This window comes from Brevundimonas sp. (assembly GCF_051858995.1).
In the GTDB taxonomy this organism is placed as follows: Bacteria; Pseudomonadota; Alphaproteobacteria; order Caulobacterales; family Caulobacteraceae; genus Brevundimonas.
Window position 1 is genome coordinate 121,982 of the sequence record NZ_JBHYGN010000007.1, and the last position, 12,754, is coordinate 134,735.

Annotated in this window: 12 protein-coding genes; 6 read left to right on the forward strand and 6 right to left on the reverse strand. The window is 67.9% G+C overall.

The features are described 5' to 3' along the window. Window positions 1–124: 124 nt before the first annotated feature. The 4 genes from ACTIEF_RS05320 to ACTIEF_RS05335 all read left to right on the forward strand — a co-directional run bounded on the left by ACTIEF_RS05320 (window position 125) and on the right by ACTIEF_RS05335 (window position 3,612). Window positions 125–1,231 (forward strand): flagellar basal body P-ring protein FlgI, encoded by a 1,107-nt coding sequence (locus ACTIEF_RS05320; protein ID WP_439471147.1) that lies wholly within the window; start codon window positions 125–127, stop codon window positions 1,229–1,231. Between the two features lie 77 nt (window positions 1,232–1,308). Continuing rightward, the gene (locus ACTIEF_RS05325; RefSeq protein ID WP_439471148.1) at window positions 1,309–1,539 is read left to right on the forward strand and encodes a rod-binding protein; all 231 of its coding nucleotides are present in this window, start codon (window positions 1,309–1,311) and stop codon (window positions 1,537–1,539) included. Further along, window positions 1,536–1,979 carry a flagellar basal-body protein FlbY gene (locus ACTIEF_RS05330; RefSeq protein ID WP_439471149.1) on the forward strand — a complete coding sequence of 148 codons (444 nt, stop codon included), beginning with the start codon at window positions 1,536–1,538 and terminating at the stop codon, window positions 1,977–1,979. Before ACTIEF_RS05325 ends, ACTIEF_RS05330 begins: the two co-directional genes overlap by 4 nt. Window positions 1,980–2,040: 61 nt before the next feature. After that, window positions 2,041–3,612, forward strand: coding sequence for an EAL domain-containing protein (locus ACTIEF_RS05335; protein WP_439471150.1), 1,572 nt, complete (start codon window positions 2,041–2,043; stop codon window positions 3,610–3,612). On the opposite strand, the gene ACTIEF_RS05340 is transcribed toward ACTIEF_RS05335, so the two are convergent. After that, window positions 3,609–5,177 (reverse strand): ABC-F family ATP-binding cassette domain-containing protein, encoded by a 1,569-nt coding sequence (locus tag ACTIEF_RS05340; protein WP_439471151.1) that lies wholly within the window; start codon window positions 5,175–5,177, stop codon window positions 3,609–3,611. The genes ACTIEF_RS05335 and ACTIEF_RS05340 overlap by 4 nt on opposite strands. Beyond that, a complete protein-coding gene (locus ACTIEF_RS05345; protein ID WP_291838914.1) occupies window positions 5,143–5,280 on the reverse strand; it encodes a hypothetical protein in 138 nt (45 codons plus the stop codon). Before ACTIEF_RS05345 ends, ACTIEF_RS05340 begins: the two co-directional genes overlap by 35 nt. Window positions 5,281–5,455: 175 nt before the next feature. Between ACTIEF_RS05345 and ACTIEF_RS05350 the strand changes: the two genes are divergently transcribed. Beyond that, the gene (locus tag ACTIEF_RS05350; protein WP_439471152.1) at window positions 5,456–5,935 is read left to right on the forward strand and encodes a group III truncated hemoglobin; all 480 of its coding nucleotides are present in this window, start codon (window positions 5,456–5,458) and stop codon (window positions 5,933–5,935) included. Between the two features lie 3 nt (window positions 5,936–5,938). On the opposite strand, the gene ACTIEF_RS05355 is transcribed toward ACTIEF_RS05350, so the two are convergent. Beyond that, on the reverse strand, window positions 5,939–7,414 hold the full coding sequence (locus ACTIEF_RS05355) for a serine hydrolase (protein WP_439471153.1): 1,476 nt from the start codon (window positions 7,412–7,414) through the stop codon (window positions 5,939–5,941). Between the two features lie 63 nt (window positions 7,415–7,477). After that, entirely contained in the window at window positions 7,478–8,248 is a 771-nt protein-coding gene (locus ACTIEF_RS05360) for a helix-turn-helix domain-containing protein (protein ID WP_439471154.1), read from the reverse strand. A 212-nt stretch (window positions 8,249–8,460) separates the two neighbouring features. Here ACTIEF_RS05360 and uvrA point away from each other — a divergent pair, with 212 nt between their 5' ends. Then, a complete protein-coding gene (gene uvrA / locus ACTIEF_RS05365; protein WP_439471155.1) occupies window positions 8,461–11,367 on the forward strand; it encodes an excinuclease ABC subunit UvrA in 2,907 nt (968 codons plus the stop codon). A gap of 6 nt (window positions 11,368–11,373) precedes the next feature. Here uvrA and ACTIEF_RS05370 read toward each other — a convergent pair whose 3' ends face one another. Together ACTIEF_RS05370 and ACTIEF_RS05375 are read right to left on the reverse strand one after the other, a co-directional pair. After that, window positions 11,374–11,799 carry a CPBP family glutamic-type intramembrane protease gene (locus tag ACTIEF_RS05370; protein ID WP_439471156.1) on the reverse strand — a complete coding sequence of 142 codons (426 nt, stop codon included), beginning with the start codon at window positions 11,797–11,799 and terminating at the stop codon, window positions 11,374–11,376. After that, entirely contained in the window at window positions 11,775–12,671 is an 897-nt protein-coding gene (locus ACTIEF_RS05375) for a hypothetical protein (protein ID WP_439471157.1), read from the reverse strand. Before ACTIEF_RS05375 ends, ACTIEF_RS05370 begins: the two co-directional genes overlap by 25 nt. Window positions 12,672–12,754: the final 83 nt, after the last annotated feature.

Sequence of the window (12,754 nt, forward strand, 5' to 3'; positions counted from 1 at the left end):
GGCCCGGCAGAAACTGCCGCTAGGTCCGGATGGCGACCCCGTCCCTCTATTGATTTTGCTGACGTTTCTGTCTGGCACGGCGCTGGCATTAGGAGGCGCACAACTGATCGCGGACCTCCGACCGATGCAGAAACTGCTCGCCTCCCTCCTGACCGTCGCCGCACTGGCCGGATTCGCCGCCCCGGCGATGGCCCAGTCGCGGATCAAGGACATCGCCGCCATTGAAGGCGTGCGGTCGAACCAGCTGGTCGGCTACGGACTGGTGGTCGGCTTGGCCGGGACCGGCGACTCCCTGCGCAACTGCCCCTTCACCCGGCAGTCGCTGGAAGGCATGAGCGAGCGGCTGGGCAACAACATCCGCGGTTCCACGGCCAACACCAAGAACATGGCCGCGGTCATGGTCACCGCCGACCTGCCCGCCTTCGCCACGCCGGGGGCCCGGATCGACGTCAATGTGTCGTCCATGTGCGACGCCAAGAGCCTGCTGGGCGGATCGCTGATCGTGACCGGCCTGATGGGCGCCGACGGTCAGGTCTATGCGGTGGCGCAAGGCTCGGTGCAGACCGGTTCGGTTTCCGCTTCGGGCGCCTCGGGCTCGTCGGTGACGCGCGGCGTCCCGACCGCTGGCCGCATCGCCTCGGGCGCCACGGTCGAGCGTGAGACCGGCTTCGAACTGGCCAATATGAATGAGGTGCGGCTGACGCTGCGCAATCCGGACTTCACCACGGCCCAGCGCGTCGCCGCCGCCATCAACCAGTCCTATCCGAACACCGCCCTGGCCGAGAACGGCACCGTCGTCGCCCTGCGCGCGCCGACCAGCATGGGCATGGCGGGCTTCATCAGCCGGGTCGAGAACCTGCCGGTCGAGGTCGATGCCCCGGCCAAGGTGATCATCGACGAGGTCAACGGGGTCATCGTCATGGGCGAGGCCGTCCGCGTGTCCCAGGTCGCCATCGCCCAGGGCAATCTGACTGTCTCGGTTCAGGAGAACCTGCAGGTCAGCCAGCCCGAACCGTTCAGCCGTGGCGGCCAGACGGTCGTGACGCCCCAGTCCGATGTGACCGTGGAAGAGGAGCGCGGCGTGCAGATGCGCATGCTGGGCGGCGGGACCTCGCTCTCCAGCCTGGTCAACGGCCTGAACGCCCTCGGCGTGAGCCCGCGCGACATGATCAGCATTCTGCAGGCCATCCGGGCCGCGGGCGCCCTGCAAGCCGACATCGAGGTGATGTGAGCATGACCGACCTGTCCATCACTTCCGCTGTTTCTGGCGCCCTCCCCTCCGCCACCGCGTCGCGCGAAACGGCCCGGATGCGCGAGACCGCGGAACAGTTCGAGGCTTCCTTCCTGTCGCAGATGCTCAAGCCGATGTTCGAGGGACTGAAGACCGACGGCATCGGGGGCGGCGGCGAGGCCGAGGGCCAGTGGCGCAGCTTCATGATCGACGCCATGGCCAAGCAAACCGTGCAGGCGGGCGGCATCGGTCTGGCCGATCAGGTCGTCGCCCAGATGATCAAGATGCAGGAAGAGGGACAAGCATGACCGAAGCCGCCGTTCTGAACGCCACCGCTCGCGTCAAGCAGATGACCGACCTGACCGAGCGCCTGACGGCCTGCCTGGTCGAGGAGTCGAAGGCCTTTGAGGCGCGCCGTCCGCAGGACGCCGCCGCGACCGTGACCACGACGCAGGAACTGGCCAACGCCTATCGGCGCGAGTCCGCCCAGATCAAGGCCAATCCCGCCGCGCTCGCCGCCGCGCCGGTCGCCAATCGCAAGGCCCTGATCAAGGCGACGGAACTGTTCGAGTCGGTGCTGTCGCGCCATGCCCGCGCCGTCGAGGCCGCCCGCACCATCTCCGAGGGGCTGGTCCAGACCATCGCCGCCGAGGTGGCCAGTCAGCGCGGCTCCCCGTCCGCCTATGGCGCTTCGGGCAGGGCCAATGCCGGCGATGGTCGTGCGGTTGCGCTTAACCGAACAGCGTAATTTTCCTTATCCGTCGCAAAGGCGTTTTTAACCCTGGTCGGGATAGCCGTCTGGAATGACGATGAAATCCCGCCTTCTGGGCATGGCGTTCGCCTCCTCCGACGTGCTGTTCGAGCTGGATCGGGACAAGGTCACCTTCGCCCTCGGCGCGGGTCCCGTCGCGGGTATCGATCCCGCCGCCGCCTGGGCCGGTCAGAAGCTGGACTTGGTGCTGACCAAGCCCTGTCTGGATCGCGTGATGGCGGCCATGGTCGCCCTGACGCCGGGCGTTCGGTCCGCCCCCATTGAGGTCGAGGTTCTGGCGGGCGAAGGCCGGGTTCGCCGGGCCTCCCTTCGCGCCTTCCTGCTGCCAGACCTCGCCCCCTTCGTCTCCTGCGCCATGGTCTGGCAGGGCGTGGCTTATCAGGCGGTCGCGCCCAAGGTGGAGCCGCTGCTGGACGCGCGCGGACTGATGAAACGGCTGGGTTCCCTGCTGGCCGTCGGTGGCACGGGGCCGGAACTGTCCGTCGATTTCGTCGAGGTGCCCGGTCTGGGGACGCAGGACGAGCCACACCGCAGGGCCGGTGAGCGGATCGAGGCGCGGCTGCAGTCGGCTTCCGTCGGAGGAAACAGCGCCGCAAAACTGGCGCCCGACCGTTTCGCCCTGATGCGCGACGCTTCGGACATCTCCGATCTGGCCGCCGAGATCCGGGCCATGGGCGAGGCCGAAGGGCTGAACCTGTCGCCCATCACCACCCATGCCGAGGTCGGGCAACCCGATCCAGCCATCGCGATCCGCACCCTGCGTCTGGCGCTGGAGGATTGCCTGAAGGACGGCGCGGCCGCGGGCGAGCGCTTCAGCGCCCGTCTGGCGCGCACGGTTCAGGACGCCGACCGTTTCAAGGCCATTGTGCGAGCGCGTGACTTCAATCTGGTTTGGCAGCCCATCGTCGCCATGGACACCGGCGCGGTGCACCATTTCGAGGCCCTGAGCCGGTTCGGCGGCGCGGCCCAGGCCCCGACCAACTCCATCGCCATGGCCGAGGAATTGGGACTGATCGAGGACTTCGATCTGGCCGTCGCCGAGAAGGCGCTGGTCCAGTTGCTTCGCCCCGGCTTCGGCCTGACCAAGGCGGCGATCAATGTCTCGGGCGTCTCTCTGTCCGATGATCGCTATGTGACCAACCTGCTGCGCATGACCACCCCTTCGCCGGAGGTGCGCAAGCGGCTGATGGTCGAGATCACAGAGACGACCGGAGTGACGGATCTGGACGCCGCCAATCGTCGACTGGCCGCCCTGCGCGAGGCCGGGATAAAGGTCTGTCTGGACGACTACGGCGTCGGCGCCGCCTCGATGAACTATCTGCGCAAGCTGTCGGTCGATGTGGTCAAGCTGGACGGCAGCTTCGTGCGCGACATCGAGAGCGATCCAAAGGTCCGCCCCCTGGCCGCCCACCTGATGGAATCGTGCCGCGAGATGAAGATCGCGACGGTCGCCGAGATGATCGAGACCGAAGGCCAGGCCGCCGCCATGAAGGCGCTGGGCGTCGAGTTCGGTCAGGGCTGGCTCTATGGCCGTCCGACCGAGACCCCGGTCATGGCCGCCCCCGTCGCCGTCGTCCGCCGAAAAGGCGAGGTCGTCGGCTGGAGCTAGAGGGCCAGTCGTCGCTCCACGCCGATGGCGTCGAGAAAGTCCGGATCGTGGCTGACTACGACCAGAGCCCCGTCGTAGCCGCGCAGGGCCGCCTCCACCGCCGTGACCGAGTCGAGGTCCAGATGGTTGGTGGGCTCGTCCAGGATCAACAGTTGCGCCGGGCTGCTTCCGCCGATCACGCAGGCCAGGGCCGCGCGCAGTCGTTCGCCGCCTGACAGGGCGCCCGCCGTCCGCTGCGCCGCGGTGTTGCGGAACAGGAACCGGGCCAGAGCCGCCTGGGCGTCGTTCGCCGTCGCCTCCGGATTGATGCGCCGATAGGCCTCGACCAGCGTCTCGTCTGGACTGAGCAGGGCCGCCTCCTGATCCAGCAGGGCGGCGCGGACGGGGCGTTCGACCTGGCCTGCCGTGGGCGAGAGTTCCCCAGCGATCAGCTTCAGCAGGGTCGATTTGCCCGCGCCGTTCGGCCCGGTGATCGCCAGCCGCTCCGGCCCCGTAACACGCAGGGAGAGCGGACCGACGATCCGCTGTCCGTCCGGTACGTCCCAGACAGCGTCTTCCAGCGCCAGCACGGTCCGGCCCGCCGCCAGCCCGGTCGGCGGCATGGGAATGTCCAGCGCCCTCACCCGCTCCACCTTTTCCCGGGCGGCGGCGAGATCGGCCTGGGCCGCCTCGGTGCGGCGTTCGGCCAGCCGGTTCTCCCGCGCGCCGGAGTTCTCGGCCCGCTCGGCCATGGCGCCCAGAAGGATCTTGGGCTCCGACTTCTTCATGGCGAAGGCCCTTCCCGCCCGGTCCCGGCGGGCCTTCTTCTCGACGGCCTTCTGGCCCTCGCGGGCGATCCGCGCCGCCTCGCGGCCGGCGACGTCCAGATCCCGCTCGGCCGAGGCCCGTTCGGCGACCTTGCGCTCGGCGTAGAGGTCATAGCCCCCGCCATGGGTCGCGGCGCCGAGGCTGGACAGTTCGACGATCCGGTCCATGCGGCGAAGCAGGCGCCGATCGTGGCTGACCGTCACCACCCCGCCCGGCCAACGGCCCAGCACCTCGGCGATACGCTCGCGCCCCTCCTGATCCAGATGGTTGGTCGGCTCGTCCAGCAGCAGAAGGTCGGGCGGCGACAGCAGCAGGGCGGCCAGCCGCAGCCGGGTCTGCTCACCCCCGCTCAGGGTGTGGGTGTGGCGCGCCAGATCGAGGCCATCTAGCCCGATCTCGGTCAGGACCTCGCTGATGCGCGCCTCAAGCGTCCAGTCGGCGGTGTCGAAATCCTCCGGCGTCGCTTCTCCGCCGAGAACCCGGTCGACGACGGACAGGGCGTCGGCGATCCCAAGCGTGTCCGCCACGGTTTCTTCGGGCGCGGGATCACTCCGCTGCTCCAGCCAGGCGACCGAACCCGCACGACTGACCACGCCCTCGGAGGGCGCGGACAGACCGGCGATCAGGCGTAGCAAGGTAGTCTTGCCGGTTCCGTTGCGACCGACGAGACCCGTGCGCTCACGCCCGAAGGCGAGGTTCAGATCAGAGAAGAGGGTGTGGCCGTCAGGCGTTCGGGCCGCGACGCGATCGAGCGTCACGAGTGCGGATGCGGACGGGTTTCGGCTTGGGAGCGAGGACATAGGCGAGCACGAGCAGCAGAGGAGCGGAAAGGGCGAAACCGATTTCCAGCGTGCTGATCATGATCGTCGGGCCTCCAGTGAACTCACTCGAAGAACAAAGGATGGGTGCGGATCGTCGGTCGCGCAAGCCTTTTCGGCTCTGGTCGCGCTGACGAGGCCGTGAAAGGCTGCTCAAGTCGGGCTGACGTGACGCGCAGAGGCTGGTCCGGAGGGATTGCCAAGCCTAGATCAGCCAAATGACCCACGCCGACACCGCCGAGGCCTTCGCCGCCCGCCGTCAGGCCGCGACGGAGCGGATCCGCGCCGCCACCGGCATCGATGAGGCGATGATTGAGGAGTTGGTCGAGACCTTCTACGGCCGTGTCCGCGATGACGTCCTGCTCGGTCCTGTCTTCGCGGAGCGCGTGACCGACTGGGGACCGCATCTGGCGCAGATGAAGCTGTTCTGGTCGTCGGTGGCGCTGTCCACCGGCGTCTATGAGGGGCGGCCGATGCCGAAACACCTGCCCCTGCCCATCGACGCCGCCCATTTCGACCGCTGGCTGGCCCTGTTCGAGGATACGGCGAATGCGGTCTGTCCGTCGGTCGCCGCCGGCCACTTCATGGAGCGCGCGCGCCGCATCGCCGAGAGCCTGGAACTGGGCATCGCCAATGCCAACAACGTCCTGCTGGGGCCGGGCGAGCGTTTCCGCCGCCCGTGGGCGCCCTCGGAATAGACCTCACTCTGCCCGCGTATAGCGGTCGCCGTCCCAAACCACCCCGTCCAGCGTCCCGCCGTTGCGGGTGAAGGCCATCTCCTCCAGCGCGCCATAGGCGTCGGACTGGGCTGCGAACAGATCGGCGGAGGCAGGCTCGAGCGTTCGAACCATCATGCCCAGTCGCGACCGCAGCCGATCCCCGTCGCGCTCGATGACCAGTTCGCCTAGATCGCCCCGGTAGCGCCCGACGTAGGCGTCCAGCTGTTCCGGCGTCGGCCGCCAGTTCCAGCCGTTCCACTTCGCAGCCTGACGGGCTCGCTCGACATTCCGCTCGCGGACGCCGCCCTGCTCGACGAGTAGATCAGCGTAGGCCTGGCCGAAGGCGGCGGGCTCAGGCGGCGTGTAGGCGGGGTCGAGCTCGAGGCTCAGGAAGATGCGGATCAACTGGGCGCTAAGGTCGCCGGTCATACTGTCGCTGTTGGTCATCACCGCGACGCCCAGGCCGCGCCCGGGCGCCAGCGCCATCCCGGTCCGCGCGCCGGTGTAGCCGCCGCCGTGCACGAGGACGGTCTCGCCGTTCAGCAGGCAAACGTTCCAGCCCAGCGCATAGGTCTGGCAGTCGAAACCGCCGTTGCGGATGTCGGTCCGGGCATAGCCCTGATGCGCCACGGCCCAGACCTCGGGCGGCAGGGCGGCGTGTCCGGCGCCCAGATTGGCCAGCAGCCAGGCGCCCATGTCGCGGCTGGAGGTCACCATGCCCCCGGCGGCGTGCATCAGCGGATCGGTCTTGGCCGCGCTGGTGTCCCACAGGCCGTCGCCGACCCAGTGATGGGGCGCCGCCACGTCCGGACCGCTCATCCGGGTGTCGGTGTGGTTCAGGCCCAACGGCTCGAACACCGTCTCCCGCAGCCACTGTCGCCAGTGCTTGCCCGTCTTCGCCTGCAGGGCCGCGCCGTACAGCAGATAGCCGGTGTTCTGGTAGTCGAAGCCCGGCGCGCGCGGCTCGGCCAGGGCCAGCAGACCCGGAATGTCCGCCGGCGACGGCTCGTCGATATAGGCGGTGCGGGTAGACAGAACGTCGGCGGTGAACGGTCCCTGATGGGTCAGCAACTGGCGGAAGGTCACCTGCGTCGGATCCACGCCCCGCATCCGCAGGTCCGGCCAGACATCGGCCATGGACTGGTCGATGTCGAAGACCCCGTGCCGGTCCAGCGTCTCGGCCATCAGGCCCACATAGGCCTTGGTCATCGACGCGATGTAGAAGGGCGTGTCCGCCGTCACGGGTGCGCCGGTCCGGACGTCGGCGATCCCGTCCACATAGATGACCGGCGCCTGCCCCTCCCGCACCATGACGACCGAGAAGCCGGGCGAGGCTGATCTCGGCGCACGGGTGGCCTCGGCGAGCGCTGTCACCGTCTGTGTCGTGCGGTTGAAGTGGGCGGGATCGGACGGGGACTGAACCGGCAGGACGGCGAGCGCCAGGGCGAGGGAAAGCATGGGTGAGAGGCTCCTTGATCCCTGCCCTATCGCCCGGTCGCCGTGCTCAGGCTTGAACGAATGTCACGCCGCCAGCAGGGCGCGGATGCGAGAGACCGGCAGACCCATCTGCGCCCGCACCGTCCGGGCCATGTGGCTCTGGTCGGCGAAGCCCGCCGCGGCGGCCACCGAAGCAAGACGCTCGGAGCCCGCCAGCGCCATCGACACGCCGCGCATGGCCAGGCTGCGGGTGCGATACAGGCTGGGCGGCAGGCCGTAGGCGTCGGTGAAGGCGCGGCTCAGATGCCCCCGGTGCACCCCGATCTCCCGCGCGGCACGGTCGATCCGGGTCTCCGAAGGGGCGTCGTCCAGCGCGGTCTTCAGCTCGGCCAGCCATTGCGGCGGGGTGGCGCGGGGCTGATCCCTGTCCGTAGCATCGGCCAGAGCCGTCAGGTCGCGGGCGAAGTCGCCGATCATCACTGCATCGTCCGAGGTCAGGATACGGCGGATCAGGGTCTCGCCCACCCGGTCCAGCGGTCGCCAGTCGCACGGCGGGCGGACGACCCTCAGGTCCGGCGACATCTCCACGGATAGCATCAGCGCGCCCTCGGGGCCGAAGGTCGCCGCGTGACGCTGGCCGCCCGGCTTTATGCCGCTGGATCGGCGATGCGAGAAGGTCTCGCCCGACGTCGTCGCCTCGCGCAGGGCGCCGCCCAGCAGGAAGGAGACCTGCGCCCGCTCATGTTCGTGCGGGGTCTGATCGACGTTCGGCCGGTAGTGGACCAGCGACACGACACAGTCCGCCGACTGGTGAAGTCGGCCCTTGAGGACGGGCGTAGGTTCGGGCCGGATCATGAGTGCAGGCTTAGGCAGAGGGCGCGCCGCGACCAAGTGAACTCGACGACAGGTCCGGCGCGGTTCGCCGGACCCTGCTGCCACCTGCTGTCAGCAGTCTGGCGAAACCCGTCCCGGGTTCCTATAATGTTCTTGCTGATTTCTCCGAACCATCCCCCATATAGCGCTGTCGCGCCGGACCCTCCCCGGCCCCTCCGCGTTCTCCGGATTCCATGACCGAAAAGCACAACTTCATCCGCGTCCGCGGCGCCCGTGAACACAACCTCAAGGGCGTCGATCTCGACATTCCGCGTGAGAAGCTGGTGGTGATGACGGGCCTGTCGGGCTCGGGCAAATCCTCGCTCGCCTTCGACACCATCTATGCCGAGGGCCAGCGCCGCTACGTCGAGAGCCTGAGCGCCTACGCCCGCCAGTTCCTGGAACTGATGGGCAAGCCCGATGTCGACCTGATCGAGGGCCTGAGCCCGGCCATCTCGATCGAGCAGAAGACGACGTCGAAGAACCCGCGCTCGACCGTCGGCACGGTCACGGAAATCCACGACTACATGCGCCTGCTATGGGCGCGGGTCGGCATTCCCTATTCGCCCGCGACCGGCCTGCCGATCGAGAGCCAGACCATCTCGATGATGGTCGACAAGCTGACGGCGCTGGCCGACGGCGAGCGCATCCTGCTGCTGGCCCCGGTCGTTCGCGGCCGCAAGGGCGAGTACAAGAAGGAGATGGCCGAGTGGCAGCGCGCGGGCTTCCAGCGCGTGAAGATCGACGGCGAGTTCTACGCCATCGAGGACGCCCCGGCGCTGGACAAGAAGTTCAAGCACGACATCGACATCGTCGTGGACCGGATCGTCACCAAGGCGGGGCTGGAAGGTCGCTACGCCGACAGCCTGCAGACGGCGCTGGGTCTGGCGGACGGCATCGCCGTGGCCGAATGGGCCAATACGATGGAGGGCGAGACCGGCCCGCGCCGGATTACCTTCTCCGAGAAATTCGCCTGCCCGGTCTCCGGCTTCACCATCAGCGAGATCGAGCCGCGGCTGTTCTCGTTCAACAATCCCTTCGGCGCCTGTCCGGTCTGTGATGGCTTGGGCGTCAAGCTGGCTTTCGACGCGGATCTGGTGGTGCCGGACCGTGACAAGACCCTGCACGCCGGCGCGGTCGCCCCGTGGTCGCGCGGGCCGTCGCCCCTCTACACCCAGACCCTGCAGTCGCTGTCGACCCACTACGGCTTCTCGATGGACAAGCCGTGGCGCGAGCTGCCGGGCAAGGCCCAGACCGTCATCCTGCACGGCTCGGGGGGCGAGAAGATAAAGTTCGTCTATGACGACAACGCCCGGAAGTACGAGACGCTGAAGGCCTTCGAAGGCGTCCTGCCGAACCTCGAGCGCCGCTGGCGCGAGACGGACTCGGCTTGGGTGCGTGAGGAACTGGGCCGGTTCCAGTCCGAGACGCCGTGCGAGGCCTGCGGCGGCAAGCGTCTGAAGCCTGAGGCCCTGGCGGTGAAGATCGCCGGAGAGGACATTGCCGAGGTGTCCTGGCTGTCGATCAAGCACGCCCACGAGTGGTTCCTGGGCCTCGAGGGCAAGCTGACCGACAAGCAGATGGAGATCGCCCGGCGGATCCTGAAGGAGATCAACGACCGCCTCGGCTTCCTGAACAACGTCGGCCTAGACTATCTGAACCTGTCGCGTAGCTCGGGCACCCTGTCCGGCGGCGAGAGCCAACGCATTCGTCTGGCGTCGCAGATCGGCTCCGGCCTGACCGGCGTGCTGTATGTGCTCGATGAGCCGTCCATCGGCCTGCACCAGCGCGACAACACCCGCCTGCTGGAAAGCCTGATGGGCCTGCGCGACCTCGGCAACTCCGTGCTCGTGGTCGAGCACGACGAGGAAGCCATCCTGACCGCCGACTATGTCATCGACATGGGACCGGCCGCCGGCGTCCATGGCGGACAGGTCTGCGCCCAGGGCACCCCCGCCGAGGTCATGGCCAACCCCAATTCCCTGACCGGCAAATACCTGACCGGCGAGCGCGAGATCGAACTGCCGCCCGAGGGCCGTCGCCCGGTCAACCGCAAGAAGATGCTGAAGATCAGCGGGGCGACCGGCAACAATCTGAAGAACGTCACCGGCGAGATCCCCGGCGGCCTGTTCACCTGCGTCACCGGCGTGTCCGGCGGCGGCAAGTCCACCTTCACCATCGAGACCCTGTACAAGGCCGCCGCGCGCCGCCTGCACAATGCGTCTGACGCGCCAGCGCCCCACGACCGCATCGAGGGGCTGGAGATGTTCGACAAGGTCATCGACATTGACCAGTCGCCCATCGGCCGCACCCCGCGCTCGAACCCGGCCACCTACACCGGCGCCTTCGGCCCGATCCGCGACTGGTACGCCGGCCTGCCGGAGTCCAAGGCGCGCGGCTACGGCCCGGGCCGGTTCTCGTTCAATGTGAAGGGCGGGCGCTGCGAGGCCTGTCAGGGCGACGGCCTGATCAAGATCGAGATGCACTTCCTGCCCGACGTCTACGTCACCTGCGACGTCTGCCACGGCAAGCGCTACAATCGCGAGACGCTGGAGATCGTGTTCAAGGGCAAGTCCATCTCGGACGTCCTTGATATGACTGTGGAAGAGGCCGCGCGCTTTTTCACCGCCGTGCCGTCGATCCGCGACAAGATGCAGACGCTGGAGCGGGTCGGGCTCGGCTACGTCAAGGTCGGCCAGTCCGCGACAACCCTGTCCGGGGGCGAGGCCCAGCGGGTCAAGCTGTCCAAGGAGCTGTCGAAGCGGGCGACGGGCAAGACCCTCTACATCCTCGACGAGCCGACCACGGGCCTGCATTTCGAAGATACTCGCAAGCTGCTGGAGGTGCTCCAGGAGTTGGTCGAGAACGGCAACACCATCGTCGTGATCGAGCACAACCTGGATGTCATCAAGGTCGCCGACTACCTGCTGGACTTCGGTCCCGAGGGCGGCGACGGCGGCGGTGAGATCGTGGCGGTCGGCACCCCGGAAGAGGTGGCCGACAACCCACGCAGCTGGACCGGTAAATACCTCAAGGAAGTGCTGGACCGGCACGAGGTCCGCCGAACGGCGCGGGTTGAGGCCTTGAAGAAGCGAGGCTGAGGCCGTTCAGGCCGCTACGTTGGCGACCTCCACCCCGTGACCGCGGGTGCGACCACGCAGGATCAGCGTGACCGTGCCCGCCAGCAGCACCGCCGTGGTGACGATGCTGGCTTCCGGCCCGAACGCGCCGCCGGTTATCCACCACGGGGCCCCTGCCTTGCCCGTCAAGTCAGCGATCAGCGGGACGGTGTCGGTCACCTGTCCGGACACCTCAAGCCCGAAGCCCAGCCCCAGGAGCCAGTTCCAGGCCGCGTGCCAGCCGCACACGCCCCACAACGACCCTTCGCGCACGGCGTACAGGCTGATGAACAGGCCGAACAGGAGGACGTCGGCCAGGCCGACGTACAGTTCGTTCGAGGGCGTGATGTTTCCGGCATGGCCCCTACGGACCCCGCCCGCGTGGGGCCTCAGCCGCGCTTGATGTCCCGCCAAGCGGCGGCGAAGGGCGCGTACATCACGCCGACGAACAGGGCGTAGACGATGGCCTGAGACAGGGCGAGCAGCAGCAGCCCCGGATTGGCCAGTGACATCTGCTCGATGACAGCGGAGGAGGTCCCGCCCAGCCCCATCGGCGACAGGCCGGACATCAGGCTCAGCGGCGCGACCAGAACCGAGGACAGGAACCATATCACCATCGCCATGGCGAAGGCGATGATGGCCATGCCCAGCAGCGGCCAGAAGTGGCCCTTGGTCGCGCGGAAGGAGGCGAAGATATCGACCTTCTTCTCTGACACGGTGATCGGAACCGCCAACGACCATTTGACCATCAGCCAGACGAACAGAGCAACACTGGCCAGAACGCTGAGAAGTACGCCCAGCCACATCAACGGCGTGACCGCCATGGAGAGGGTGATGAAGATCGAAACAATGATCGCTGCCACGCCGAGGGCGATAGCCGTCAGCAGGCCGATTCCAAGGGTCACGAGGAAGACCCGCACCTCATCCATGCCCAGGCGCAGGAAGCCGAAGCGGCTCTGCTCCGGGAACAGCACGCCGCGCGCCACTCCGGCGCTCAGGACTGAGCTGACCACGATCGACAGCGGCATGACCCAGAAGCTGTAGCGGGTCATCTGCGCATTGGCTTCGAGCACCAGTTGGAAATCCTGCACGCTCTGGGGGCCGCGATTTCCGAACGCCTCGATGGTCCGCAGGCCCTCGGCGATTTCGGCCCGGTTCATCACCATGGCGACCATCTGGGCCACGGTGATGAGGAGATAGACCAGCGTCCACGCGACCAGCACCTTGGGGGCGCGACGGACGAGACGGAAGCCCTCAAAGGCGGCGTCGGTGGCGGCGAGCGGCATGGTCTTCTCCGTGAGTCGCTTGGTTCTAGAGGAGAGCCGCCCCGGGTGTCAGCGGAAATCGGGATGTCGGAGGCTGACGTGGC